Here is a 25,535-nt window from a genome sequence, read left to right as displayed (position 1 = left end):
GTGTACGTTTTTAGCCCACGTTGAAATTCATAGTAGCTAGTGATTAGCTAACCAGGTAAGAGGTCGGGATTTTTGTCCCGACCTCACTTTTTATTTGTAATCATACTTTGATACGGTAGTTGATTGGACTTTTGTTAAGGAGATATGTATGTTTGAAGTAGAAGAATGGCTTCATAGTCGGATTGGTTTAAACTTTAGATCTGGACTTGGAAGAATGCAGCGAGCAGTGGATTTGCTGGGGAATCCTGAGAAGACTTATCCCATTATCCACGTAACAGGGACTAACGGTAAAGGGTCAACTATTGCCTTTATGAGGGAGTTGTTTGTAGCTCATGGAAAAAAAGTTGGTACTTTTACCTCTCCTCATATCATCAGTATCCACGATCGAATCTGTATCAATGGGCAACCAATCGCAGATGAAGACTTTATCCGTATAGCTAACCAAGTCAAAGAGATGGAAAAGACTCTTTTAGAAACACATGACCAATTGTCTTTCTTTGAGTTGTTGACTTTGATTGCTTTGCTTTACTTTAAAGAGCAGGAAGTGGATCTAGTCCTGCTAGAGGTGGGGATTGGTGGTTTGCTTGACACGACTAATGTCGTAACAGGCGAGCTTGCAGTTATTACTTCGATTGGGTTAGATCATCAGGAGACCTTGGGGGATAGTCTGGAGGAAATAGCAGAGCAGAAAGCTGGTATTTTCAAGGTTGGAAAGAAGGCGGTCATTGCCAAGCTTGCTCCAGAAGCGGAGCTTGTCTGTCAAAAAAGAGCAAGAGAGTTAGCTGTTGACCTTTATCAAGCTGGGCAAGACTTCACTTTGAAAGCTGGGGATTTTTCAAGTAAGCTAGCAAGCTTTTCACAGCTTGAAATCGGTTTGGAAGGTGCCTATCAGCAAGAAAATGCCGCCTTGGCTTTAGAAACTTTTCTTCTGTTTATGGCGTCAAGAGGTGAAAGGGTCGAAGAAGAGCTTGTCAGACAGGCTTTGAAAGAGACCCACTGGGCAGGTCGATTGGAACGGATTCGTCCACAGATCTATCTAGATGGGGCTCACAATCTGCCAGCCTTGACTCGTCTAGTAGAGTTTATCCAGGGGAAAATCCAGCAAGGCTACCAGGTTCATGTCCTTTTTGGTGCCCTTAAACGTAAGGATTATCAGGGGATGTTAGGCTATCTAACGGAGCAGATGCCTCAGGTGGAACTTAAGGTAACAGGCTTTGACTACCAAGGTTCTTTGGATGAGAAGGATGTGGCGGGTTATGATTTGATTCCTTCCTATGGCGATTTTATCAGAGAATTTGAAGAAAAGGCCAATGACCAGGACTTGCTTTTCGTGACGGGGTCACTCTACTTTATCTCGGAAGTACGAGCGAGTTTAGTAGGAAGCGATGGGATTAGTTGACCTTCTAGGTTTAAGTTGCTACACTGGGGGTAGGAGGTATTTCTGGAAACGATTCCAGCAAAACATTGGCACAAAAGAAAGGAAATCGCTATGAAAACGAAAACATTCACACTTTCTATTGCTTCCCTAGCAATTCTTAGTCTTTTAGCAGCTTGTGGACCTAAGGCACAAGCCCCTACTCAGCAATCATCTTCTCAACAAGAATCATCTTCTAGTGCTGCTACAAGTGCTAGTCAACCACAAACGTCCTCAAGTCAGGACACTACTGTAGCTCAACCTACGAACATTGATGGTACCTATACTGGAAAAGATGAGAATGACCAGGTTACTCTTGTTGTAACAGGAAAGACTGGTACATGGACTGAGGTCGAGCCAGATGGAGATAAGGAAATCAAGCAAGTCACCTTTGAGCCAGAAAATCAACGTGTCATTATCGGTGATGATGTCAAGATTTACGCAGTTAATGGTAATCAAATGATTATCGACGATATGGACCGAGAGGCATCTGACCGAGTAGTCTTAACGAAACAATAATGATTAAGTAAAAGTTCCAATGAGATGAAATTAGTCTTTTTGGAGCTTTTTTTCTTGAAAAAGTGGCTGGCTGTTCTTTACTAACTTTTTGCTTAAAGCGCTTACAAATATTTGTAAAACTTCTTATAAGGTCGTATACTTATAGTAAATAATCAAATAGCGCAAAGGCGCAGGAGGAAAAGCATATGGCTACATTTTACGTTCCATCAGTTAACCTTATCGGTAAAGGTGTTGTAAATGAAGTAGGTCCGTATATCAAGGAACTGGGGTATAAGAAGGCCCTTTTGGTGACAGATAAGTTCATCGAAGGCAGTGATATTTTACCTAAGGTCCTAAAACCACTAGATGCTGAAGGGATCGAATATGTGATCTTTAGCGATGTGGAGCCAAATCCGACTTGTAAGAACGTCACAGACGGAGTGGCTGCCCTGAAAGAGCATGGATGTGACTTCATCATCAGTCTTGGAGGAGGGTCTCCACAGGATGCGGCTAGTTGTATCTCTATCATCGCTACAAATGGTGGCAAACCACAGGACTACGAAGGGCTTCATAAGTCTGCTGAAAAAGGGTTGCCAGTGGTTGCGATCAATACAACAGCTGGAACTTCTGCAGAAATTACCATTAACTATGTCATTACTGACGAAGAACGCAAGGTCAAGATGGTAATGGTTGATAAGAACAGCCTCGCCCTTATCTCAGTCAATGATCCAGAACTCATGCTTTCAAAACCGAAAGGATTGACAGCAGCGACAGGGATGGATGCTCTTACCCACGCTGTTGAAGCTTTGGTAACACCAGGTGCTTATAATGTGACCAAGAAACTCTCTATCGGAGCTATTGAACTCATCAAAGAGTATCTTCCTCGTGCTGTGGCTAACGGACAAGATATCGAAGCGCGTGAGGCTATGGTCAATGCCATCTTCCTCGGTGGTATGAGCTTTAACAATGCTGGTTTGGGATATGTTCATTCTATGGCTCACCAACTCGGTGCGGTATATAACTTGCCGCATGGTGTCTGCTGTGCCATGCTTCTCCCTGTTGTAGAACGTGAAAATGCCAAACGTGTACCAGAAGCTTTCCGCAATGTAGCCAAGGCTTTGGGTCTCCATGTTGAAGGGAAAACAGACCAAGAATGTGCTGACTATGCTATTGCTGAAATTGAAAAACTATCTGAAACCGTTGGTATTCCTAAGAAACTCACTGAACTCGGTATTCAGGAAAAAGACTTTGACTTTGACTACCTTTCTAAGAATGCCTTGATCGATGCATGTGCACCTGGAAATCCATTTATGCCCACTTTAGAAGAAACCATTGCTCTCTACAAAGAACTTTTTTAAGGACTAAGTAGAGCGGAAGTGACTCATTCCTCAAAATATGAATAATATTGGAAAGAACTATCATTTTGGTAGTTCTTTTTTTAAAAATTTGCTATCCTAGACATATGAGAAAGATCAAAATCGATGTGGTTGTAGTGCCCTTAAGTGGGCATCTCTTCCCAACTCTTAATTTACTTGCACCCTTGTTGAAGGATCCCTTGTATGAGATTCGATTATTTACAGGACCGCAACGAAAAACTGTAGCAGAGGAGATGGGCTTCCGGGTGATTCCCATTTTAGAAAATTGTGTAGATGAGTTTGAGCGCGTAGCCAACAATGAAGGGCAATTAACCCTTTTTTCTGCTTATCGACAGTTGTCAGCTAGTCTTGATTTGATCAATGTGGTGTCTGACCAACTAGTCCAAGAGTGGCAGCAGAATCGACCGGATATTGTGATTGCGGACTTTATAACCCTCTCTGGAGGACTTGTAGCGGAACAGTTGAACATTCCCTGGATTACCACTATGGCGACACAATTTGCCATTGAAACGACAGATGGACCGCCTTGTTTCTTTGGAGGAATGGGCAGTCCAAAGACATCTTTCCAATCTATCCAGCAATGGTTGGGAAGAAAAGGGACTCGTTTAGGGAAACGAATCGTAACCTTTTTATTGAGAGAACGCTTAAAACGTTACGATTTTAAGCTCTACAATAAGAAAGATCAGGAAACCATCTATTCACCCTATTCCATCTTGGGGATTGGGATGAAAGAGTTGGAGCTGAAAAGTGGTTTTCCAGAGCACTATCTTTGGGTGGGACCTTTTGGCTCTTCGATTGAGAGGGCAGAAAATTATCCTCTCGATTTGTCTCCTTATGCAGGTTATAAGAAGGTCCTCGTATCTTGTGGGACTCAGCTAGCATGGGCCAAAGACAACCTCCTCTACCAGACCCAACAATTGGCAGAAGCACATCCGGACTGTCACTTCTTTGTGACTCTGGGGTTTGGCGGACAAGACTTCCAATGTGAAGAGCTCATGGACAATGTTTCTGTGGTATCTTATCTTCCCTATAAGGAATACATTCCCCAGATGGACTATGTGATTCATCATGGCGGTGCAGGTATTTTTTACCAATGTATCATCTATGGCAAGCCTGCCTTGATTCTCCCTCATGACTATGATCAGTATGACTATGCGGTTCGTGGCTTAGAGGCGGGGATTGCCCTGACTGCTAAACGAGAGGATACGGAAGCGATTGGACTCGCCTTTGATGAGTTGTTGGCTAGAGATGACTGGGCAGACTTGAACAAACTTAGTCGTGCAGCTCAAATCTATCAGCCAACAGAGATTCTGAAGAGCGAAATATATCGGCTCTTAGGGGACAAGGAGAAGTAAAACATGAAGAAAGTATTGGTAACAGGTGCTACGGGCTTTCTAGGTAAGTATGTTGTTGAAGAGCTCAGTCAGCAGGGCTATCAGGTACGCGCTTTTGGACGCAATCGCAAGGTGGGTCAGTCTTTAGAGAGCTCCTCTGTGGCATTTTTTCAGGGAGATTTGACCAAGCAAGAGGATTTGGCTCGGGCTTGTCAGGGGATGGACATGGTTGTGCATGCGGGTGCTCTTTCTACCGTTTGGGGTCCTTGGGAGGACTTCTACCAGACAAATGTCTTAGGGACCAAGTATGTTCTGGATGCTTGCCGAGAGGCTGGTATTCAGCGTTTGGTTTATGTGTCCTCGCCTAGCATCTATGCTGCGCCTCGAGATCAGCTAGCTATCAAAGAAAATGCTGCGCCTCAGGAAAACAATCTGAACAACTACATTCGTAGTAAGCTGGCTTCGGAGAAGCTGTTTAAGGATTATCCCGATGTTCCGAGTATTATCTTACGACCTCGTGGGCTTTTTGGGATTGGGGATACCAGTATTTTACCCCGTGTTCTCAAACTCAGTCAGAAGATTGGCATTCCCTTGATAGGGGATGGTCGTCAGCTCATGGATATGACCTGTGTGGAAAATGTCGCTCTGGCAATTCGCTTGGCATTAGAGGCCCCTCAAGCTAGTGGCCAAGTTTATAATATTACCAATGGGGAACCAAGAACCTTTAAGGATTTGATAGAAGAAACCCTGAGAGAACTGGGCTATCCAATAACATACAGAAAAGTGCCAGCTCCTCTTCTTTCAGTTATTGCCAGTAGTTTAGAGTTTCTGTATAAGGTCTTGAAACTCAAAGGTGAACCGGCTCTAACACGCTATACCTATTATCTGCTCCGTTATAGTCAGACGCTGGACATCGGCAAGGCGGAGCGAGACTTGGGGTATCGCCCTCAAATCAGTATTTCGGAAGGGATTGAACAATATGTCCAAGATTATCGAAAGCATTGATTATTTCCCAGCAGGCTACTGTACCAGCTACACAGGTTTGCTATTTAAGGGAGTCAAGAATCAAAAGATGACCTTTCCAGCAGGTGTTTTTCTTATCAAACACAGGGACAAGGGCTATCTCCTCTATGACACAGGCTATCATTACGATATTAAGACCCAGCTTCGCTATGGTTTCTATAGACTAGGAACACCTGTTCAAATGACGGAGAAGGATCAGATTTCATATTTGCTGAGAGCTAAGGGGATTAAACCAGAAGAAATAAATTATGTCATCCTATCTCATCTACATCCAGATCATCTGGGAGGAGCTAGCTTCTTTCCTCATGCAACCTTTATCCTGACAAAAGAAGTGTATGAAGTTTACCAGAAACCCAAGTTGAAAGACCTGATTTTCAAGGAATTTTTGCCAGCTTCTTTTGAAGAAAATCTAACCATTATCAGAACTGACCAGCATCACTCGGGATTTCCCTATCGTCCGATTTGTGATCTTTTCGTAGATGGCAGTATCCTAGTAGCTTCTGTTGATGGGCATGCTAGGGGGCAAGCCTGTCTGTACCTTCCAGACTTCAATCTCCTCATTGCAGCAGACCTCTGTTGGGGAATTGACCTCTTACCTTATACCAAGCAGATGCACCTGCTTCCTTCCTTGGTTCAGGATAATAAGGCCGACTATATCAAGGGGACGGAGTTTCTGGAGGAAGTCTTGAAAGACGGAATTGAGGTGCTTGTTAGTCATGACCCTGTAGAAAGGATAGAGTCAATCTTATATGAAAAAAATAACCTTTCTTAAAACCTTTATCCAAACTCGCTGGCTTCATCATTTCAAATCTCGAGAAGCTTTAGAAAACTATCAGAAAAAGCAATTAACCAACTATATGGACTTTTTAAAGCGAGAGTCTCCTTACTTTAAAAATGGGGTTCCTAGCGACTTTGACCATATGGACAAGGCTTTTATGATGGAACATTTCAATGAGCTCAACACCCAAGGAGTGGATCGTGATGAAGCCTTAGCCTTAGCTATTGAAAGTGAGAAAACCCGTGATTTCAGTGAACTTAAAGGGGAAGTAGCCGTCGGTCTGTCTTCAGGGACGTCTGGACATCGGGGGCTCTTTATCACAACAGAGAAAGAGCGAAGTATGTGGGCTGCGGCTATCTTGGCAAAGATGTTGCCAAAGGGGCAGCTTTTTGGACACCGCATCGCCTTTTTCCTGAGAGCCGATAATGAACTCTATCAGACCATCAATACGGCGCTCATTCGTCTAGAGTATTTTGATATTTTCAAACATACAGATGAGCATATCGAGCGACTCAACAACTATCAACCAACGATTATTGTGGCACCAGCTTCGATGTTGATTGAATTGAGCAAGCGTCTCACGGCTGGAGAGTTAGCTATTCACCCACAAAAAATCGTTTCGGTGGCAGAAATCTTGGAAGATAGTGATAGGGAACGCATCGCAGAAGCCTTTTCACTATCCATTATTGATCAAGTTTATCAGGCGACAGAAGGTTTCCTAGCCTGCACTTGCTCAGCTGGTAATCTACATCTCAACGAAGACATTATCTTTGTGGCAAAGCGGTATCTGGATGACCGCCGTTTTTATCCAGTGATTACGGACTTTAAAAGAAGCAGTCAGCCTGTTTATCGCTACCAGCTCAATGATATCTTGGTTGAAAATCCGGAGCCTTGTCCCTGTGGCTCCTGCTATACACGGATTGACAAGGTCGAAGGACGTTCTGATGATATCTTCTACTTTGAAGGGCAGAATGGGGGGCAGGTAACGATTTATCCAGACTTTATCAGACGTTGCATCCTCTTTGTGGAGAATGTAGGAGATTACCAAGTTAAGCAACATTCCGAGAAATTAGTGGAAGTTTGTCTAAGCCAACGAGATGAGGACGTAGAGACAGCAATTTTAGCACAGTTCCAACTCTTGGCTCAGCAAAAGCAATTTATAGTTCCTCAAATCCAATTTTCAGATTATCACTGGGATACTAGCCGTAAACTCAAACGTATCCAACGTTTATGAAAGGAAAAAAGACAATGACAGAAGTAAAAAGACACGTAGAAATCGCAGGTTATGGCATTTGCCTTCCAAAGCATACCGTCCAATTCAAAGACCAAACTCGTTATCGTGTAGTGGAAAATGAAGAAACGCAATTAGATTTGGCAGAATCAGCTATCCAGCAGGCACTTGAACATGCAAATTTGGATATTAAAGATATCGATTGCCTTGTATCAGCTAGTGCGGTGGGTGTTCAGCCCATTCCTTGTACGGCTGCTTTGATTCATGAGCGCGTGGCAAAAGGACTCTCAATTCCAGCAATGGACATCAATACAACTTGTACCAGCTTTATTTCTGCTCTATCGACTATGTCCCACTTGATTGAGGCGGGCGAATACGGTCGTGTCTTGATTGTATCCAGTGAGGTTGGTAGTTTAGGGCTCAATCCCAAGCAAAAAGAAAGTTTTGAACTCTTTAGTGATGGGGCGGCAGCCTTTATTTTCCAAAAAAGTCATCAGGAAAAAGGGATCATTGCTAGTCTCCAACGTACTTGGTCAGAAGGAGCTCACGATACGGAGATTCGTGGAGGTCTGACTTCTTTTCAACCAAAAGAGTACTCTGAAGCGACTAAGACCAACTATATGTTTGACATGAAGGGGAAGAAAATCCTCCTCTTGTCTGCTCGTAAAATCCCAGTCATGTTTGAAGAGTTTCAAGAAAAAACACAGCTAGCCTTGGCAGACGTGGACTACATCATTCCTCACCAAGCAAGTCGTGCTCTTCCTTTGGTCATGGAAAAACTAGGTGTGGCCGAGGATCAGTACCTCAATCTCGTCACTGACTATGGAAATATGGTGTCAGTCTCTGTACCGTTTGGCTTGGCTTATTCTTTAGATCATGGGCTGGTCAAGGAGGGAGATGTCGTCTATCTTATGGGAACCGCAGCTGGTATGACAGTCAATATGTTGGCTCTGAAATTGTAACAATTATCCAAACACGGAACGGTTGGAGCATGAGCAAAGGTAAAAGGTTGCCATCTACCCCTGAACTGAGGTATACTAGTAGAAACATTAGTTTATCAATCGGTGAAGGAGAATGTTAGAAAAGGAAGGGGATGTATGACAGCTAGAAAAATGCAGCTACTCATGTCCAAATATGGTTTTAGTATTACCATCATGTTGGCAGAGTTGTTTATCGTCTTTGGTTTATTTCTCTATCTTGGGCAAATGGCCCCGATTCTCTGGATTATCCTTGTCATTTTAGTAAGCTTAGCGACCATTGTATCAATTGTCAATCGGTCTATGAATCCTGAAAGCAAGGTGACATGGCTGTTAGTAGCCTTTGTGCCAGTATTTGGTCCCTTGCTCTATATCATGTTTGGAGAACGCCGTTTATCGAAAAAAGAAATGAAGCAGCTAAAGCAGCTCCAATCAATGGTTGACCGAGAGGATAATAGCAGAGCTCTTCGGCTGGAGTTAAAGGAAGAGGATAAGTCGGCTTACGGCGTTATCAAATCTCTCCTCAGTATGGATACGAATGCGGATGTCTATAATCGAACAGATACCCATTTCTTCCCTTCAGGGGAAAGCATGTGGCACCAGATGCTAGAGGACCTTAAGAAAGCTGAGAAATTTATCTTTCTCGAATACTATATCATCGAAGAAGGCTTGATGTGGAACAGCATTTTAGAGATTTTGGAAGAAAAGGCTGCTCAAGGAGTAGAAGTCAAGCTTCTCTATGATGATATTGGTTGTATGGCAACCTTGCCTGGAGATTACACCATCCAGCTTCGTGGTCGAGGGATTGAAGCTCACAAATTTAACAAGGTGATTCCACGCTTGACCGTTGCTTATAACAACCGTGACCACCGTAAAATCATGATTATCGATGGTCAAATCGCCTATACAGGTGGTGCCAATCTGGCCGATGAGTATATCAACCATATCGAACGCTTTGGTTACTGGAAGGATAGCGGTATTCGCCTGGATGGATCGGCGGTTAAGGCTTTTACTAGACTCTTTTTGTCAACCTGGTATATCAACCGTGGGGAAATTAGCGACTTTGACCAATACCATCTCGAAAATCAACCTAGAGATGGGATGGGGCTTTGCATCCCCTACAGTAGTGGGCCAAAGCCTATCTACCGAGCCCAAGTTGGGAAAACGGTCTATCAAAACCTTATCAATCAAGCTACAGACTATGTCTATATCACGACACCCTATCTGATCACTGACTATGATCTAACTGAAAGTATCAAAAATGCAGCTCTGAGAGGGGTAGATGTGCGAATTGTGACACCTTGTATCCCAGATAAGAAGGTTATCCAATTGGTTACTCGCGGAGCCTATCCAGATTTGCTATCTGCGGGAGTTCGCATTTATGAGTACAGTCCCGGATTTCTTCATAGTAAGCAAATGCTGGTCGATGGAGAAGCAGCAACAGTGGGAACCATCAATTTTGACTATCGTAGCTTGCTCCACCACTATGAAAATGCCGTCTTGCTTTATAGAACACAATCTATTTTAGACATTGAGAGGGACTTCGAAGAGATTTTTAAGGTTTCTCAAGAAATCTATCCCCACACGATCAAAACAAGCTGGTATCAAAGTTTGATCAAGGAAATTGTCCAGTTGTTTGCACCCATGCTCTAACTACTAACCAAGATCTAGCCTAAGGCTGGATCTTATTTTTGTCTTTTTGCGAATAGATAAGGAGGAGGATGAAAATGCTAAATCAAGAAGAATATGATTTTATCCTAAAATTTCAAACAAGCAGTTTCCACCGTTTTCGAGAGATTGAACGCTTTGCTGAGCTAGATAAGAAGTTAAGGAAATATCAATCCCTAGCTGACATTCCTGTAAGATTTTGATATACTAAAACAGATAAACTTACTAGGAGAAATTGAATGAACGTATACGAGGAAAAAGACGAACAGCTAGAAGAATTTCGATACCAGTATCGGGAACGGCTGGATCAAGAATCCGAATTTGGATTAGAGCGAGGTAAGAAGAAACGAACTCCACTTCCATTTTTTAGTGTGGTGATTTGGAGTCTGGCTGCTACAGCTGTCTCTGTGATTTTGCCTCTGATCTTTGGTTTGGTGAGCCCCCAACAGATGCAAGATCTTTATACTGGTTGGGCGCTACACCAGAGTGGGCAGATTTACACGGATTATTATGGTTCAAATGGACTGCTTTATTACGTACTAATCTATCTCTCTCAAGGTAGCATTCTATTTGCTTTGGTGGAGTGGTTGGCCTTGTTCGGGGCCGGAATTTTTTTATTCAAGTCCGCAGATGCCTTGACAGGTCAGGGAGAGCAGGCTAGACAGCTTTTGTTGGTTTTCTATCTGCTTGTGGGCAGTCTGGGATTTGGTGGTAGCTATGCAGTGGTTGTGGCCTTACCTTTTCTATTTTATAGTTTTAGTCTAGTAGCTGACTATCTGGATGATCCAAGTAACGATAAAGGTTTCTTGCGAATTGGGATGAGTTTGGCACTAGCTTTCTTCCTATCACCTATTCCCACAACCTTGTTTGCAGCTACACTTACCTTGAGTTTGTTTGGATTTAATATTGCCAAGCGTCGATTTGCTCATGGTTTGTATCAATTTTTCGCATCAGCTCTAGGATTCTCTCTCATATTTTATCCAATTGGCTACTACACTGTATTAACAGGAACTTTTGGTGATGCGATTAGCCATACCTTGTATCCAATTGATACGCTTAGTCTATTTTCAAATGCCAATCTTATGGAGAATGCTGCTTTCTATGGCTTGCTATCCATCGGTGTTGGGATTCTGACATTAATCTTTTCAGGATTGTTTCAGACCAAGTCAGCCAAACAGTCTGTTGTCTCAATAGGCGCTAGTTTAGGCTTACTGGTAACTCTTGCTTTATTAATTCTTTCAAAGGAACCTTTGCATGGCTCACGTTTGGCAGCGATTTTGCCCTTCCTGATATTGTTATTGCTAACCAACATCAAAGAAGGGAGTTCTGATCGTATCAGTCGTAGTAGACGAAGAGATCGCTCTTCATCACTCTTTGGTCGCTACCTCAAAGGAAATTTCTATCTACCAGTAGTTGCGATAGTCTATTTACTTTTCCTACCCGTTTTGAGCCGCTATATTTCGCATCCAAGTACTTATCAGGAACGCGATCAGCTTGCTAGCTTGGTCAAACAGCAAACGAGTTCTGAGGATCGTGTCTATGCTTGGGACGATCGTCCAGATCTCTATCGAGCAAGTGAACGACTGGCTCCGACTTCTCTAGTGACCCCAACTCTCTATACTGCAAGCGACGAGAATAAAACGAGACTAGTCAATGACTTGAAAGAAAATCAACCGAAGATGATTTTGGTCAATCAAAGAGTTTCCTTGTGGTCGGATGTAGAGAACCTGCTCAATGAAAAATACGAGCTTGTTCAGACAGATACTAGTCAATTCAAGCTTTATAAATCTAAATAACAAATCAATATCTTGTGTTTTTTTAAAAATTTTAGAATTTTTGACACAAGATATTGATTTTTCTTTTTAGAGTGGTATAATATCACTTAAGAAGTAAAATAGAAAAGAGCATGGATATGATTGTATTGGAAGGGAAAAATGCTCCTGCTCCAACCTTGTTCGTTGAAAAGCGGGACGGCAGACGAGTTTTATTTGATGTAGATAAGATTGACAGAGCGCTTCACAAGGCGGCTGATAAAGTCATGGATGTGACCCCCTTGGTTGAAAGACGTCTCAATGGATTGCTTGAGCACATTGTTGCGGAGATTCACAGTCGCTTCCCTCAAGGTGTTAAGATTTACGAGATTCAAAATATCGTAGAACATGAACTCCTTGAAGCCAAAGAATATGCGCTGGCTGAGGAGTATATCACTTATCGGACACAAAGGGATTTTGAGCGCTCAAAAGCGACAGATATCAACTTTAGTATCCATAAGCTCCTCAATAAAGATCAAGCGGTTGTCAATGAAAATGCCAATAAAGACAGCGATGTCTTTAATACTCAACGTGATTTGACAGCAGGGATTGTGGGGAAATCAATCGGATTGCAAATGCTTCCTAAGCACGTAGCCAATGCTCACCAAAAAGGGGATATACACTATCATGACTTGGACTACAGCCCCTACACTCCTATGACTAACTGCTGTTTGATTGATTTTAAAGGCATGCTGGAAAATGGCTTTAAAATTGGTAACGCAGAGGTAGAGAGTCCCAAGTCTATCCAGACTGCGACAGCTCAGATTTCGCAAATCATTGCCAACGTTGCTTCTAGCCAGTACGGGGGCTGTTCAGCTGACCGTATTGATGAAGTTTTGGCACCTTATGCAGAGAAGAATTACCAAAAGCACCTCAAAGATGCGGAAGAGTGGGTCTTGCCTGAAAAACGGGATGATTATGCTTGGAAGAAAACCCAAAAAGACATCTATGATGCCATGCAATCTCTTGAGTATGAAATCAACACCCTCTTCACTTCAAATGGACAAACACCTTTTACTTCACTAGGTTTTGGTTTAGGAACTAGTCGTTTTGAACGGGAAATTCAAAAAGCTATCTTGACCATTCGTATCAAGGGTCTTGGCTCAGAACACCGCACAGCCATCTTCCCTAAACTCATCTTTACGCTTAAAAGAGGCCTTAACTTGGAAGAAGGGACTCCAAACTATGACATCAAACAGTTGGCCCTCGAGTGTGCAACCAAACGGATGTACCCGGATGTCTTATCCTATGATAAGATTATCGAGTTGACTGGTTCTTTCAAGGTACCTATGGGTTGCCGTTCTTTCCTTCAAGGATGGAAGGATGAGAATGGCGTAGAAGTCAATTCTGGTCGGATGAATCTAGGTGTTGTGACGGTCAACCTTCCTCGCATTGCCCTCGAGTCTGAGGGCGACATGAATAAGTTCTGGGAAATCTTCAACGAGCGGATGAACATCGCAGAAGATGCTCTGGTTTACCGTGTCGAACGGACCAAGGAAGCTACACCAGCAAATGCTCCTATCCTTTATCAGTATGGAGCCTTTGGCCGCCGTCTTGGAAAAGAAGAAAGTGTTGACCAGCTTTTTAAGAATCGTCGAGCGACAGTTTCGTTGGGCTATATCGGTTTGTATGAAGTAGCGACGGTCTTCTTTGGCAATAGCTGGGAAAGCAATCCAGAAGCCAAGGAATTCACGCTAGACATCATTCGCGATATGAAACGCCGTGTAGAAGAGTGGTCCGACCAATATGGCTATCATTTCTCTATCTACTCAACACCATCTGAAAGTTTGACAGACCGTTTCTGTCGACTAGATACAGAGAAGTTTGGTTCTATTCCTGATATTACAGATAAGGAATACTACACCAACTCTTTCCACTATGATGTCCGTAAAAATCCAACACCGTTTGAAAAATTAGACTTTGAGAAAGTTTATCCAGAAGCAGGTGCGTCAGGTGGTTTCATTCATTATTGTGAGTATCCAGTTCTTCAACAAAATCCTAAGGCCCTGGAAGCTGTTTGGGACTATGCCTATGACCGTGTTGGTTATCTAGGAACCAACACTCCGATCGATCGCTGTTACAAGTGCGATTTTGAAGGGGATTTTGAACCGACCGAGAGAGGTTTTGCTTGTCCCAACTGTGGCAATAGCGACCCAAAAACAGTAGATGTTGTGAAACGAACTTGTGGCTATCTGGGAAATCCTCAAGCGCGTCCGATGGTTAACGGACGCCACAAGGAAATCGCTGCGCGTGTCAAACACATGAACGGTTCAACCATTAAAACAGCCGGACATGAAGTAACAAATTAGAAGGAAATGGAATGGGGAAATACCAATTGGATGATAAGGGGCGCGCACAAGTGACCCGTTATCACGAGAAATACTCTAAAGGTGGAACAGGTAAAAAAGAACGCTTGCTCAACCTCAGAGAACAGTTTTTAAACAAGAACAAGAAAAAATAAAAGTGAGAGTTGCCTCTCGCTTTTCTCTTAATTGGAGGTAAAAATGATACTACGCAGACCAACATTGGCAGATAAAGAAACAGTTTTAGAGATGATGGCAGAGTTTGAACAGACTCAATCAGCCCACGATGGTGGTTTTTGGAACGCCAACAATTTTGTTTATGAAGAGTGGCTAGAAGAAAATCTTCAAGCGGAAGCGGGACTCAATATTCCTGAAAACTGGGTTCCTGCTATCCAGCTGGTTAGTTTTGACGTAGCAGGCCAGGCTCTTGGCTTTCTCAACCTTCGTCTCCGATTAAATGACTACTTACTAGAAAATGGGGGCCATATCGGCTATTCCATACGTCCCTCTGAAAGAGGCAAAGGTTATGCCAAAGAATCCCTCCGACAAGGTCTACAAGTTGCTAAGGGAAAGAATATTAAACGAGCTTTAGTGACTTGTAGCACAGAAAATCCAGCAAGCCGAGCTGTTATCTTAGCTAATGGTGGGGAGTTGGAGGATGTTCGAAACGGAACGGAGCGCTATTGGATAGACTTGGAGTAAAAGGATGACATGGAATACACCAAAACCAGGTGAATGGAAAAGTGAAGAACTCAGTAAAGGGCGGATTATTGATTACAAGGCTTTTAACTTTGTCGATGGAGAAGGTGTACGAAACTCTCTCTATGTCGCAGGCTGTATGTTCCACTGCGAGGGGTGCTATAATGTTGCGACTTGGTCTTTCAATGCAGGTATTCCTTATACAGCAGAGTTAGAAGAACAGATTATGGAAGACCTTGCCCAGCCCTATGTTCAAGGATTGACCCTGCTAGGAGGAGAACCCTTTCTTAATACAGGAATTCTCTTGCCTCTCGTTAAACGCATTCGAAAGGAATTGCCAGACAAAGACATCTGGTCCTGGACGGGCTACACTTGGGAAGAAATGATGCTGGAAACTCCAGATAAACTGGAACTCTTGTCGCTGATTGACATCCTTGTCGATGGACGGTATGATAAAAGCAAGCGTAATCTCATGCTCCAGTTTCGAGGTTCCTCTAATCAACGAATTATCGATGTGCAAAAATCCCTCAAAAGTGGGCAAATAGTGATTTGGGACAAGCTTAATGACGGAAAAGAAAGCTATGAACAGGTGAAGAGAGAATGAAGAAAAAAGACCTGATAGAACAACTGGTCTCAGAGATAGAGTCAGGGAAAGTCAAAACACTGGGGATTTACGGACATGGGGCTTCAGGCAAGTCAACCTTCGCTCAGGAATTATATCAAGCCCTAGATTCTACTACAGTAAATTTACTAGAAACAGATCCCTATATCACTTCAGAACGTCACCTGGTAATACCAAAGCAAGCGCCAGATCAAAAAGTGACAGCTTGTCTGCCAGTGGCGCATGAACTGGCAAGTTTGCAGAGAGATATTCTCGCCTTGCAGGCAGGTATGGATGTCTTGACAATCGACGAACCTTGGAAGGCTAGCGAGGTCTTGTCTGGAGCAAAACCGATTTTGATTGTCGAAGGAATGACTGTGGGTTTTCTACCCAAGGAACTCTTTGATAAAACCATCTGTTTCTACACGGATGAAGAAACAGAATTAAAGAGGCGTCTCGCTCGAGATACGACTATAAGAAATCGAGATGCTTCCTTTATATTAGCTAGCCATCATATGAGACGGGAGCAGTATCTGCTATACTATAGAGAAAATGAGTCTAAAGCGGACATTTTAGTAGATCAATCAGAAGATAAATTCAAGGTCAGAATGGCACATACTATATAGAAGAAAAGGCAGTTTTTTATAGATATAAATCCGTAATCTTGGAAAGATGAAAAGAGAAAACAGTTTCATCCCAAAAAAACGAAAAAAAGCTCACAAATCCCTTGCAATCGCAGGGGCTTTGTGTTATTCTATTATGGTGCTGTAAATTACAGCCTTAGCTTTGATGCAAGAGGTTGCGACACGCTCGGTTGCATTGCCACGCAACGCGCGTCGGTTTTCTTGTGGAGCTAGCCTATTATCTTAAATAGACGAAAAGGAGAAAAAGATGGCAAACAAAAAAATCCGTATCCGTTTGAAAGCTTACGAACACCGTACGCTTGACACAGCGGCTGCAAAAATCGTAGAATCAGCTACTCGTACAGGTGCACAAGTTGCGGGTCCAATCCCACTTCCAACTGAGCGTAGCCTCTACACAATCATTCGTGCGACTCACAAATACAAAGACTCTCGCGAACAATTTGAAATGCGTACACACAAACGCTTGATCGATATCGTTAACCCAACTCAAAAAACAGTTGATGCTTTGATGAAATTGGATCTTCCAAGTGGTGTAAACGTAGAAATCAAACTTTAATCTAAAGCTTGATACCTTGAGCATGAAAAACGCTCGTTAAAAACTTTTTGAATAAAAAATATAGAAAAGGAACTATTTTCTCATGACAAAAGGAATCTTAGGGAAAAAAGTGGGAATGACTCAAATCTTCACTGAAGCTGGCGAATTGATCCCTGTAACAGTTATCGAAGCAACTCCAAACGTTGTTCTTCAAGTTAAAACTGTTGAAACAGATGGTTACAACGCTATCCAAGTTGGTTTCGATGACAAACGCGAAGTATTGAGCAACAAACCTGCTAAAGGACATGTAGCGAAAGCTAACACGGCTCCTAAGCGCTTCATTCGTGAATTCAAAAACGTTGAAGGCTTGGAAGTTGGTGCTGAAATCACAGTTGAAACATTCGCAGCTGGAGACGTTGTTGACGTAACTGGTACTTCTAAAGGTAAAGGTTTCCAAGGTGTTATCAAACGCCACGGACAATCACGTGGACCAATGGCTCACGGTTCTCGTTACCACCGTCGTCCAGGTTCTATGGGACCTGTTGCACCTAACCGCGTATTCAAAGGTAAAAACCTTGCAGGACGTATGGGTGGCGACCGTGTAACAATTCAAAACCTTGAAGTTGTACAAGTTGTTCCAGAAAAGAACGTTATCCTTATCAAAGGTAACGTACCAGGTGCTAAGAAATCTCTTATCACTATCAAATCAGCAGTTAAAGCTGGTAAATAATAAAGAAAGGGGAAATCAGTCACAATGGCAAACGTAACATTATTTGACCAAACTGGTAAAGAAGCTGGCCAAGTTGTTCTTAACGATGCAGTATTTGGTATCGAACCAAATGAATCAGTTGTGTTTGATGTGATCATCAGCCAACGCGCAAGTCTTCGTCAAGGGACACACGCTGTTAAAAACCGCTCTGCAGTATCAGGTGGTGGACGCAAACCATGGCGTCAAAAAGGAACTGGACGCGCTCGTCAAGGTTCTATCCGCTCACCACAATGGCGTGGTGGTGGTGTTGTCTTCGGACCAACTCCACGTTCATACGGCTACAAACTTCCACAAAAAGTTCGTCGCCTAGCTCTTAAATCAGTTTACTCTGAAAAAGTTGCTGAAAACAAATTCGTAGCTGTAGACGCTCTTTCATTTACAGCTCCAAAAACTGCTGAATTTGCAAAAGTTCTTGCAGCATTGAGCATCGATTCTAAAGTTCTTGTTATCCTTGAAGAAGGAAATGAATTCGCAGCTCTTTCAGCTCGTAACCTTCCAAATGTGAAAGTTGCAACTGCTACAACTGCAAGTGTTCTTGACATCGCAAATAGCGACAAACTTCTTGTCACACAAGCAGCTATCTCTAAAATCGAGGAGGTTCTTGCATAATGAATTTGTATGATGTTATCAAAAAACCTGTCATCACTGAAAGCTCAATGGCTCAACTTGAAGCAGGTAAATATGTATTTGAAGTTGACACTCGTGCACACAAACTTTTGATCAAGCAAGCTGTTGAAGCTGCTTTCGAAGGTGTTAAAGTTGCTAACGTTAACACAATCAACGTAAAACCAAAAGCGAAACGTGTTGGACGTTACACTGGTTTTACTAACAAAACTAAAAAAGCTATCATCACACTTACAGCTGATTCAAAAGCAATCGAGTTGTTTGCTGCTGAAGCTGAATAATCTAAGGAGGAAATATCGTGGGAATTCGTGTTTATAAACCAACAACAAACGGTCGCCGTAATATGACTTCTTTGGATTTCGCTGAAATCACAACAAGCACTCCTGAAAAATCATTGCTTGTTGCTTTGAAGAACAAGGCTGGTCGTAACAACAACGGTCGTATCACTGTTCGTCACCAAGGTGGTGGACACAAACGTTTCTACCGTTTGGTTGACTTCAAGCGTAACAAAGACAACGTTGAAGCAGTTGTTAAAACAATCGAGTACGATCCAAACCGTTCTGCAAACATCGCTTTGGTTCACTATACTGACGGTGTGAAGGCATACATTATCGCTCCTAAAGGTCTTGAAGTAGGTCAACGTATCGTTTCAGGTCCAGAAGCAGATATCAAAGTCGGTAACGCACTTCCGCTTGCTAACATCCCAGTTGGTACTTTGATCCACAACATCGAATTGAAACCAGGTCGTGGTGGAGAATTGGTACGTGCTGCTGGTGCTTCTGCCCAAGTATTGGGTCAAGAAGGTAAATACGTTCTTGTTCGTCTTCAATCTGGCGAAGTTCGTATGATTCTTGGAACTTGTCGTGCTACAGTTGGTGTTGTCGGAAACGAACAACATGGACTTGTAAACCTTGGTAAAGCAGGACGTAGCCGTTGGAAAGGTATCCGCCCAACAGTTCGTGGTTCTGTAATGAACCCTAACGATCACCCACACGGTGGTGGTGAAGGTAAAGCACCAGTTGGTCGTAAAGCGCCATCTACTCCATGGGGCAAACCTGCTCTTGGTCTTAAAACTCGTAACAAGAAAGCGAAATCTGACAAACTTATCGTTCGTCGTCGCAACGAGAAATAATAGTAAACTAGTCGCTTAAGCATCTAGTAAATCCGCCAGCTCGGTAGCGCTCCATGCGAGCGCAAGCCGCTGTGGTACAACATTTAAAGGAGAAAATATAAAAATGGGACGCAGTCTTAAAAAAGGACCTTTCGTCGATGAGCATTTGATGAAAAAAGTTGAAGCTCAAGCTAACGACGAAAAGAAAAAAGTTATCAAAACTTGGTCACGTCGTTCAACGATCTTCCCAAGTTTCATTGGTTACACTATTGCAGTTTATGACGGACGTAAACACGTACCTGTTTACATCCAAGAAGACATGGTAGGTCACAAACTTGGTGAATTTGCACCAACTCGTACTTACAAAGGTCACGCTGCAGACGACAAGAAAACACGTAGAAAATAAGGAGAACATAAATGGCAGAAATTACTTCAGCTAAAGCAATGGCTCGTACAGTACGTGTTTCACCTCGTAAATCACGTCTTGTTCTTGACAACATCCGTGGTAAAAGCGTAGCCGATGCTATTGCAATCTTGACATTCACACCAAACAAAGCTGCTGAAATCATCTTGAAAGTTTTGAATTCAGCTGTAGCTAACGCTGAAAACAACTTTGGTTTGGACAAAGCTAACTTGGTAGTATCTGAAGCATTCGCAAACGAAGGACCAACTATGAAACGTTTCCGTCCACGTGCGAAAGGTTCAGCTTCACCAATCAACAAACGTACAGCTCACATCACTGTAGCTGTTGCAGAAAAATAAGGAGGTAAAATCGTGGGTCAAAAAGTACATCCAATTGGTATGCGTGTCGGCATCATCCGTGATTGGGATGCCAAATGGTATGCTGAAAAAGAATACGCGGATTACCTTCATGAAGATCTTGCAATCCGTAAATTCGTTCAAAAAGAACTTGCTGACGCAGCAGTTTCAACTATCGAAATCGAACGCGCAGTAAACAAAGTTAACGTTTCACTTCACACTGCTAAACCAGGTATGGTTATCGGTAAAGGTGGTGCTAACGTTGATGCACTCCGTGCAAAACTTAACAAATTGACTGGAAAACAAGTACACATCAACATCATCGAAATCAAACAACCTGATTTGGATGCTCATCTTGTAGGTGAAGGAATTGCTCGTCAATTGGAGCAACGTGTTGCTTTCCGTCGTGCACAAAAACAAGCAATCCAACGTGCAATGCGTGCTGGAGCTAAAGGAATCAAAACTCAAGTATCAGGTCGTTTGAACGGTGCAGATATCGCCCGTGCTGAAGGATACTCTGAAGGAACTGTTCCACTTCACACACTTCGTGCAGATATCGATTACGCTTGGGAAGAAGCAGATACTACATACGGTAAACTTGGTGTTAAAGTATGGATCTACCGTGGTGAAGTTCTTCCAGCTCGTAAAAACACTAAAGGAGGTAAATAACCAATGTTAGTACCTAAACGTGTTAAACACCGTCGTGAATTCCGTGGAAAAATGCGCGGTGAAGCAAAAGGTGGAAAAGAAGTAGCATTCGGTGAATACGGTCTTCAAGCTACAACTAGCCACTGGATCACTAACCGCCAAATCGAAGCTGCTCGTATCGCCATGACTCGTTACATGAAACGTGGTGGTAAAGTTTGGATTAAAATCTTCCCACACAAATCATACACTGCTAAAGCTATCGGTGTGCGTATGGGATCTGGTAAAGGGGCACCTGAAGGTTGGGTAGCACCAGTTAAACGTGGTAAAGTGATGTTTGAAGTTGCTGGTGTATCTGAAGAGATCGCTCGCGAAGCGCTTCGTCTTGCTAGCCACAAATTGCCAGTTAAATGTAAATTCGTAAAACGTGAAGCAGAATAAGGAGAAGGCATGAAACTTAATGAAGTAAAAGAATTTGTTAAAGAACTTCGTGGTCTTTCTCAAGAAGAACTCGCGAAGCGCGAAAACGAATTGAAAAAAGAATTGTTTGAACTTCGTTTCCAAGCTGCTACTGGTCAATTGGAACAAACAGCTCGCTTGAAAGAAGTTAAAAAACAAATCGCTCGTATCAAAACAGTTCAATCTGAAGCGAAATAATAGACTAGGGAAGGAGAAATTTCAATGGAACGCAATAATCGTAAAGTTCTTGTTGGACGTGTTGTATCTGACAAAATGGACAAGACAATCACAGTTGTAGTTGAAACAAAACGTAACCACCCAGTCTATGGTAAACGTATTAACTACTCTAAGAAATACAAAGCACATGATGAAAACAATGTTGCCAAAGAAGGTGATATCGTACGTATCATGGAAACTCGTCCGCTTTCAGCTACAAAACGTTTCCGTCTTGTAGAAGTTGTTGAAGAAGCGGTCATCATCTAATCAAACCTGAAAGGAGAAAACTGAAATGATTCAAACAGAAACTCGTTTGAAAGTCGCAGACAACAGCGGTGCACGCGAAATCTTGACTATCAAAGTTCTTGGTGGTTCTAAACGTAAATTTGCGAACATCGGTGATGTCATTGTGGCATCTGTAAAACAAGCTACTCCTGGTGGTGCGGTTAAAAAAGGTGACGTTGTAAAAGCTGTTATCGTTCGTACTAAATCAGGTGCTCGTCGTGCTGATGGTTCATACATCAAATTTGACGAAAATGCAGCAGTTATCATCCGTGAAGACAAAACTCCTCGCGGAACACGTATCTTTGGCCCAGTTGCACGTGAATTGCGTGAAGGTGGCTTCATGAAGATCGTGTCACTTGCTCCAGAAGTACTTTAATTTTTAAAAACAAACTAGTCCCCTAGCTTAAAGCTAGGGTGCCCTTATGGGCGTAAGAAAAATCAAGGAGAAACCTAATGTTTGTAAAAAAAGGCGACAAAGTTCGCGTAATCGCTGGTAAAGATAAGGGAACAGAAGCTGTTGTCCTTACTGCCCTTCCAAAAGTAAACAAAGTTATCGTTGAAGGTGTAAACATCGTTAAGAAACACCAACGTCCAACTAACGAACTTCCTCAAGGTGGTATCATCGATAAAGAAGCAGCTATCCACGTATCAAACGTTCAAGTTTTGGACAAAAACGGTGTAGCTGGTCGTGTTGGTTACAAATTTGTAGACGGTAAAAAAGTTCGCTACAACAAAAAATCAGGCGAAGTGCTTGATTAATCACGAAGGAAAGGAGAAGTATAATGGCAAATCGTTTAAAAGAAAAATATCTTAATGAAGTAGTTCCTGCTTTGACAGAACAATTCAACTACTCATCAGTGATGGCTGTGCCTAAAGTAGATAAGATCGTTTTGAACATGGGTGTTGGTGAAGCTGTATCAAACGCTAAAAGCCTTGAAAAAGCTGCTGAAGAATTGGCACTTATCTCAGGTCAAAAACCACTTATCACTAAAGCTAAAAAATCAATCGCCGGCTTCCGTCTTCGTGAAGGTGTAGCGATCGGTGCAAAAGTTACCCTTCGTGGTGAACGTATGTACGAATTCTTGGACAAATTGGTTTCAGTTTCACTTCCACGTGTACGTGACTTCCACGGTGTTCCAACAAAATCATTTGATGGACGCGGAAACTACACACTTGGTGTGAAAGAACAATTGATCTTCCCAGAAATCAACTTTGATGACGTTGACAAAACTCGTGGTCTTGACATCGTTATCGTAACAACTGCTAACACTGACGAAGAGTCACGTGCATTGCTTACAGGCCTTGGAATGCCTTTTGCAAAATAATATAGGAGGTAAATCTAATGGCTAAAAAATCAATGATTGCTAAGAACAAACGTCCAGCGAAGTTCTCTACTCAAGCTTATACTCGTTGTGAAAAATGTGGTCGTCCACATTCAGTTTACCGCAAATTTAAACTTTGCCGTGTTTGCTTCCGTGAATTAGCTTACAAAGGACAAATTCCTGGTGTAACAAAAGCATCTTGGTAATTTAAGATATCAAGGGCGTTAAAACTCTGTGTGAAAAAGACCAATTTGCTTTGGAGCATCGCTCCTGTATCAAATTGCCTATTTTTGCTCTTGCTGTTACGCTCTTTGTATCATGTATTAACTAGCAAGTGCAACTTGCAAACTACTAGTAAGAGGAGAAAAACAAAATGGTTATGACTGACCCAATCGCAGACTTCCTAACTCGTATTCGTAACGCTAACCAAGCTAAACACGAAGTACTTGAAGTACCTGCATCAAACATCAAAAAAGGGATTGCTGAAATCCTTAAACGCGAAGGTTTTGTTAAGAGCGTAGAAATCATCGAAGATGACAAACAAGGCATCATCCGTGTATTCCTTAAATACGGACCAAACGGTGAAAAAGTTATCACTAACTTGAAACGTGTTTCTAAACCAGGACTTCGTGTCTACAAAAAACGTGAAGATCTTCCAAAAGTTCTTAACGGACTTGGAATTGCTATCCTTTCAACTTCTGAAGGTTTGCTTACTGATAAAGAAGCTCGCCAAAAGAACGTTGGTGGAGAAGTTATCGCTTACGTTTGGTAATATTTAGCTCCCAATTTCTTTGTGACTCTTCGTTATCGTCTCTTGCCTAACCCAAAGTTATGCCTGCGAGACGATGTCTAGATTCACTTTGAAATTGAAATCTAAATGTTCCTTTAATCGAGAAATCGATTTAACCCCGTGAAAACTGGCCATCATGGCCTGACAATCTAACAGGAGAAAATAAACATGTCACGTATTGGTAATAAAGTTATCGTGTTGCCTGCTGGTGTTGAACTCACTAACAATGACAACGTAGTAACTGTAAAAGGACCTAAGGGAGAGCTTACTCGTGAGTTCTCAAAAGATATTGAAATTCGTGTGGAAGGTACTGAAGTAACTCTTCACCGTCCAAACGATTCAAAAGAAATGAAAACTATTCACGGAACTACTCGTGCGCTTTTGAACAACATGGTTGTTGGTGTATCAGAAGGATTCAAGAAAGAACTTGAAATGCGTGGGGTTGGTTACCGTGCACAACTTCAAGGAAAAAAACTTGTTTTGGCTGTAGGTAAATCTCATCCAGACGAAGTTGAAGCTCCAGAAGGAATTACTTTTGAACTTCCAAACCCAACAACAATCGTTATCAGCGGAATTTCAAAAGAAGTAGTTGGTCAAACAGCTGCTTACGTACGTAGCCTTCGCTCACCAGAACCATATAAAGGTAAAGGTATCCGTTACGTTGGCGAATACGTTCGTCTTAAAGAAGGTAAAACAGGTAAATAATGTTGAGTGGTTGATCTTCAACCACCGACCTATTTTCCAACTTTGTGCATAGCACACGATTTAAAACTAAAGAGGTGAAAACTGTGATTTCTAAACCAGATAAAAACAAACTCCGCCAAAAACGCCACCGTCGCGTTCGCGGAAAGCTCTCTGGAACTGCTGATCGCCCACGTTTGAACGTATTCCGTTCTAATACAGGCATCTACGCTCAAGTGATTGATGACGTAGCGGGTGTAACGCTCGCAAGTGCTTCAACTCTTGACAAAGAAGTTTCAAAAGGAACTAAAACTGAACAAGCCGTTGCTGTCGGTAAACTCGTTGCAGAACGTGCAAACGCTAAAGGTATTTCAGAAGTGGTGTTCGACCGCGGTGGATATCTATATCACGGACGTGTGAAAGCTTTGGCTGATGCAGCTCGTGAAAACGGATTGAAATTCTAATAGGAGGACACTAGAAAATGGCATTTAAAGACAATGCAGTTGAATTAGAAGAACGCGTAGTTGCTGTCAACCGTGTTACAAAAGTTGTTAAAGGTGGACGTCGTCTTCGTTTCGCAGCTCTTGTTGTTGTTGGTGACCACAACGGTCGCGTAGGATTTGGTACTGGTAAAGCTCAAGAAGTTCCAGAAGCAATCCGTAAAGCAGTAGAAGATGCTAAGAAAAACTTGATTGAAGTTCCTATGGTTGGAACAACAATCCCACACGAAGTTCTTTCAGAATTCGGTGGAGCTAAAGTATTGTTGAAACCTGCTGTAGAAGGTTCTGGAGTTGCCGCTGGTGGTGCAGTTCGTGCCGTTGTGGAATTGGCAGGTGTGGCAGATATTACATCTAAATCACTTGGTTCTAACACTCCAATCAACATTGTTCGTGCAACTGTTGAAGGTTTGAAACAATTGAAACGCGCTGAAGAAGTTGCTGCCCTTCGTGGTATTTCAGTTTCTGATTTGGCATAAGAAAGG

Annotated in this window: 35 protein-coding genes; all 35 read left to right on the top strand. The window is 42.5% G+C overall.

Annotated elements, in window-relative coordinates:
• The first annotated feature begins 148 nt into the window (after nt 1-148).
• Entirely contained in the window at nt 149-1,399 is a 1,251-nt protein-coding gene (locus D8862_RS04595) for a bifunctional folylpolyglutamate synthase/dihydrofolate synthase (RefSeq protein ID WP_125448891.1), read from the top strand.
• A gap of 90 nt (nt 1,400-1,489) precedes the next feature.
• Entirely contained in the window at nt 1,490-1,933 is a 444-nt protein-coding gene (locus D8862_RS04590) for an SP_0198 family lipoprotein (RefSeq protein WP_125448889.1), read from the top strand.
• A gap of 185 nt (nt 1,934-2,118) precedes the next feature.
• Complete coding sequence (locus tag D8862_RS04585; RefSeq protein ID WP_000190430.1) at nt 2,119-3,270, top strand: iron-containing alcohol dehydrogenase; 1,152 nt, start codon at nt 2,119-2,121, stop codon at nt 3,268-3,270.
• A 104-nt stretch (nt 3,271-3,374) separates the two neighbouring features.
• Nucleotides 3,375-4,643, top strand: a complete 1,269-nt coding sequence (locus D8862_RS04580; protein ID WP_125448887.1) for a glycosyltransferase — start codon at nt 3,375-3,377, stop codon at nt 4,641-4,643.
• Between the two features lie 3 nt (nt 4,644-4,646).
• Nucleotides 4,647-5,627, top strand: a complete 981-nt coding sequence (locus D8862_RS04575; RefSeq protein ID WP_125448885.1) for an NAD-dependent epimerase/dehydratase family protein — start codon at nt 4,647-4,649, stop codon at nt 5,625-5,627.
• Nucleotides 5,602-6,417 (top strand): MBL fold metallo-hydrolase, encoded by an 816-nt coding sequence (locus D8862_RS04570; RefSeq protein ID WP_125448883.1) that lies wholly within the window; start codon nt 5,602-5,604, stop codon nt 6,415-6,417. Before D8862_RS04575 ends, D8862_RS04570 begins: the two co-directional genes overlap by 26 nt.
• A complete protein-coding gene (locus tag D8862_RS04565) occupies nt 6,395-7,657 on the top strand; it encodes a F390 synthetase-related protein (protein WP_125448881.1) in 1,263 nt (420 codons plus the stop codon). The genes D8862_RS04570 and D8862_RS04565 overlap by 23 nt, the downstream gene beginning before the upstream one ends.
• 14 nt (nt 7,658-7,671) lie before the next feature.
• The gene (locus D8862_RS04560; protein ID WP_125448879.1) at nt 7,672-8,616 is read left to right on the top strand and encodes a 3-oxoacyl-[acyl-carrier-protein] synthase III C-terminal domain-containing protein; all 945 of its coding nucleotides are present in this window, start codon (nt 7,672-7,674) and stop codon (nt 8,614-8,616) included.
• 135 nt (nt 8,617-8,751) lie between these two features.
• The gene (gene cls, locus D8862_RS04555) at nt 8,752-10,284 is read left to right on the top strand and encodes a cardiolipin synthase (protein WP_125448877.1); all 1,533 of its coding nucleotides are present in this window, start codon (nt 8,752-8,754) and stop codon (nt 10,282-10,284) included.
• A 74-nt stretch (nt 10,285-10,358) separates the two neighbouring features.
• Nucleotides 10,359-10,502: a hypothetical protein gene (locus D8862_RS09595; RefSeq protein ID WP_185760834.1), complete on the top strand. Its 144-nt coding sequence runs from the start codon at nt 10,359-10,361 to the stop codon at nt 10,500-10,502.
• 36 nt (nt 10,503-10,538) lie between these two features.
• Entirely contained in the window at nt 10,539-12,095 is a 1,557-nt protein-coding gene (locus D8862_RS04550; RefSeq protein ID WP_125448875.1) for a damage-inducible protein CinA, read from the top strand.
• A 116-nt stretch (nt 12,096-12,211) separates the two neighbouring features.
• Nucleotides 12,212-14,419, top strand: a complete 2,208-nt coding sequence (gene nrdD / locus D8862_RS04545) for an anaerobic ribonucleoside-triphosphate reductase (RefSeq protein ID WP_185760833.1) — start codon at nt 12,212-12,214, stop codon at nt 14,417-14,419.
• 11 nt (nt 14,420-14,430) lie between these two features.
• The gene (locus D8862_RS04540; RefSeq protein ID WP_000521635.1) at nt 14,431-14,571 is read left to right on the top strand and encodes a hypothetical protein; all 141 of its coding nucleotides are present in this window, start codon (nt 14,431-14,433) and stop codon (nt 14,569-14,571) included.
• Between the two features lie 43 nt (nt 14,572-14,614).
• Nucleotides 14,615-15,115, top strand: a complete 501-nt coding sequence (locus D8862_RS04535) for a GNAT family N-acetyltransferase (RefSeq protein WP_038804637.1) — start codon at nt 14,615-14,617, stop codon at nt 15,113-15,115.
• A 4-nt stretch (nt 15,116-15,119) separates the two neighbouring features.
• A complete protein-coding gene (gene nrdG / locus D8862_RS04530; RefSeq protein WP_000220154.1) occupies nt 15,120-15,716 on the top strand; it encodes an anaerobic ribonucleoside-triphosphate reductase activating protein in 597 nt (198 codons plus the stop codon).
• Nucleotides 15,713-16,339: a uridine kinase family protein gene (locus D8862_RS04525; RefSeq protein WP_125448871.1), complete on the top strand. Its 627-nt coding sequence runs from the start codon at nt 15,713-15,715 to the stop codon at nt 16,337-16,339. The genes nrdG and D8862_RS04525 overlap by 4 nt, the downstream gene beginning before the upstream one ends.
• Nucleotides 16,340-16,604: 265 nt before the next feature.
• The gene (rpsJ, locus tag D8862_RS04520; protein WP_001284513.1) at nt 16,605-16,913 is read left to right on the top strand and encodes a 30S ribosomal protein S10; all 309 of its coding nucleotides are present in this window, start codon (nt 16,605-16,607) and stop codon (nt 16,911-16,913) included.
• 82 nt (nt 16,914-16,995) lie between these two features.
• Nucleotides 16,996-17,622 carry a 50S ribosomal protein L3 gene (gene rplC / locus D8862_RS04515; protein ID WP_000160197.1) on the top strand — a complete coding sequence of 209 codons (627 nt, stop codon included), beginning with the start codon at nt 16,996-16,998 and terminating at the stop codon, nt 17,620-17,622.
• Between the two features lie 24 nt (nt 17,623-17,646).
• Nucleotides 17,647-18,270 carry a 50S ribosomal protein L4 gene (gene rplD, locus D8862_RS04510; RefSeq protein ID WP_000024537.1) on the top strand — a complete coding sequence of 208 codons (624 nt, stop codon included), beginning with the start codon at nt 17,647-17,649 and terminating at the stop codon, nt 18,268-18,270.
• Nucleotides 18,270-18,566 (top strand): 50S ribosomal protein L23, encoded by a 297-nt coding sequence (locus tag D8862_RS04505; RefSeq protein WP_001055347.1) that lies wholly within the window; start codon nt 18,270-18,272, stop codon nt 18,564-18,566. Before rplD ends, D8862_RS04505 begins: the two co-directional genes overlap by 1 nt.
• Nucleotides 18,567-18,583: 17 nt before the next feature.
• Entirely contained in the window at nt 18,584-19,417 is an 834-nt protein-coding gene (gene rplB, locus D8862_RS04500; protein ID WP_000512905.1) for a 50S ribosomal protein L2, read from the top strand.
• A 103-nt stretch (nt 19,418-19,520) separates the two neighbouring features.
• Entirely contained in the window at nt 19,521-19,802 is a 282-nt protein-coding gene (rpsS, locus tag D8862_RS04495) for a 30S ribosomal protein S19 (protein WP_000533766.1), read from the top strand.
• 11 nt (nt 19,803-19,813) lie between these two features.
• Nucleotides 19,814-20,158 (top strand): 50S ribosomal protein L22, encoded by a 345-nt coding sequence (rplV, locus tag D8862_RS04490; protein WP_000818137.1) that lies wholly within the window; start codon nt 19,814-19,816, stop codon nt 20,156-20,158.
• 12 nt (nt 20,159-20,170) lie between these two features.
• Nucleotides 20,171-20,824, top strand: a complete 654-nt coding sequence (gene rpsC / locus D8862_RS04485; protein ID WP_000529936.1) for a 30S ribosomal protein S3 — start codon at nt 20,171-20,173, stop codon at nt 20,822-20,824.
• A 3-nt stretch (nt 20,825-20,827) separates the two neighbouring features.
• Nucleotides 20,828-21,241, top strand: coding sequence for a 50S ribosomal protein L16 (gene rplP / locus D8862_RS04480; protein WP_000960948.1), 414 nt, complete (start codon nt 20,828-20,830; stop codon nt 21,239-21,241).
• A 9-nt stretch (nt 21,242-21,250) separates the two neighbouring features.
• On the top strand, nt 21,251-21,457 hold the full coding sequence (gene rpmC / locus D8862_RS04475; protein WP_000772918.1) for a 50S ribosomal protein L29: 207 nt from the start codon (nt 21,251-21,253) through the stop codon (nt 21,455-21,457).
• 24 nt (nt 21,458-21,481) lie between these two features.
• The gene (rpsQ, locus tag D8862_RS04470) at nt 21,482-21,742 is read left to right on the top strand and encodes a 30S ribosomal protein S17 (RefSeq protein WP_000440801.1); all 261 of its coding nucleotides are present in this window, start codon (nt 21,482-21,484) and stop codon (nt 21,740-21,742) included.
• A 25-nt stretch (nt 21,743-21,767) separates the two neighbouring features.
• A complete protein-coding gene (gene rplN / locus D8862_RS04465; protein WP_000616548.1) occupies nt 21,768-22,136 on the top strand; it encodes a 50S ribosomal protein L14 in 369 nt (122 codons plus the stop codon).
• Nucleotides 22,137-22,213: 77 nt separating this feature from the next.
• Nucleotides 22,214-22,519 carry a 50S ribosomal protein L24 gene (gene rplX, locus D8862_RS04460; RefSeq protein WP_125448869.1) on the top strand — a complete coding sequence of 102 codons (306 nt, stop codon included), beginning with the start codon at nt 22,214-22,216 and terminating at the stop codon, nt 22,517-22,519.
• A 23-nt stretch (nt 22,520-22,542) separates the two neighbouring features.
• Nucleotides 22,543-23,085 (top strand): 50S ribosomal protein L5, encoded by a 543-nt coding sequence (gene rplE / locus D8862_RS04455; RefSeq protein ID WP_000013542.1) that lies wholly within the window; start codon nt 22,543-22,545, stop codon nt 23,083-23,085.
• A gap of 17 nt (nt 23,086-23,102) precedes the next feature.
• The gene (locus D8862_RS04450; RefSeq protein WP_001085697.1) at nt 23,103-23,288 is read left to right on the top strand and encodes a type Z 30S ribosomal protein S14; all 186 of its coding nucleotides are present in this window, start codon (nt 23,103-23,105) and stop codon (nt 23,286-23,288) included.
• Between the two features lie 167 nt (nt 23,289-23,455).
• Complete coding sequence (gene rpsH, locus D8862_RS04445) at nt 23,456-23,854, top strand: 30S ribosomal protein S8 (RefSeq protein ID WP_125425018.1); 399 nt, start codon at nt 23,456-23,458, stop codon at nt 23,852-23,854.
• A 186-nt stretch (nt 23,855-24,040) separates the two neighbouring features.
• Nucleotides 24,041-24,577: a 50S ribosomal protein L6 gene (rplF, locus tag D8862_RS04440; RefSeq protein WP_000086638.1), complete on the top strand. Its 537-nt coding sequence runs from the start codon at nt 24,041-24,043 to the stop codon at nt 24,575-24,577.
• A gap of 83 nt (nt 24,578-24,660) precedes the next feature.
• The gene (rplR, locus tag D8862_RS04435) at nt 24,661-25,017 is read left to right on the top strand and encodes a 50S ribosomal protein L18 (RefSeq protein ID WP_000624044.1); all 357 of its coding nucleotides are present in this window, start codon (nt 24,661-24,663) and stop codon (nt 25,015-25,017) included.
• A 17-nt stretch (nt 25,018-25,034) separates the two neighbouring features.
• Nucleotides 25,035-25,529, top strand: a complete 495-nt coding sequence (gene rpsE, locus D8862_RS04430) for a 30S ribosomal protein S5 (protein ID WP_000874204.1) — start codon at nt 25,035-25,037, stop codon at nt 25,527-25,529.
• Nucleotides 25,530-25,535 lie beyond the last annotated feature (6 nt).

The organism is Streptococcus oralis (genome assembly GCF_003942585.1).
Taxonomy (GTDB): Bacteria; Bacillota; Bacilli; order Lactobacillales; family Streptococcaceae; genus Streptococcus; species Streptococcus oralis_BE.
Note: the sequence above shows the minus strand (reverse complement) of the source record. Positions and strands in the feature narration are given on the sequence as shown.